Annotated in this window: 1 protein-coding gene; it reads left to right on the top strand. The window is 71.8% G+C overall.

Annotated features, from left to right (window positions below):
• Nucleotides 1-245 (top strand): methyltransferase domain-containing protein (locus B3T77_RS10925; RefSeq protein ID WP_292079541.1); only part of this gene is annotated, 245 nt, incomplete at both ends.

The following is a 245-nucleotide window of genomic DNA, read 5'->3' as shown; positions in this document are numbered from 1 at the left end:
GCTGAACGTCACCCCCGACGTCCTCAGCCCCCGCCCCGACACCGAGACCCTGATGGACGTCTCCATGCTGGCCTTCGGCAAGACCGAAGCCTTCGACGCCATCGACCTGGGCACCGGCTCGGGCGCGATCCTGCTGGCGCTTCTGGCCGAGCGGCCGGCCGCGCGCGGGGTCGGCACCGACATCTCGTCCGAGGCCCTGGCGGTGGCCAAGGAGAACGCCGCCAACCTGGACCTGAACGACCGCG

The sequence above is a fragment of the Brevundimonas sp. UBA7838 genome (genome assembly GCF_002500885.1).
In the GTDB taxonomy this organism is placed as follows: domain Bacteria; phylum Pseudomonadota; class Alphaproteobacteria; order Caulobacterales; family Caulobacteraceae; genus Brevundimonas; species Brevundimonas vesicularis_C.
The sequence above is the reverse complement of the archived record's forward strand: the minus strand, read 5'-3'. Positions and strand labels throughout refer to the sequence as shown.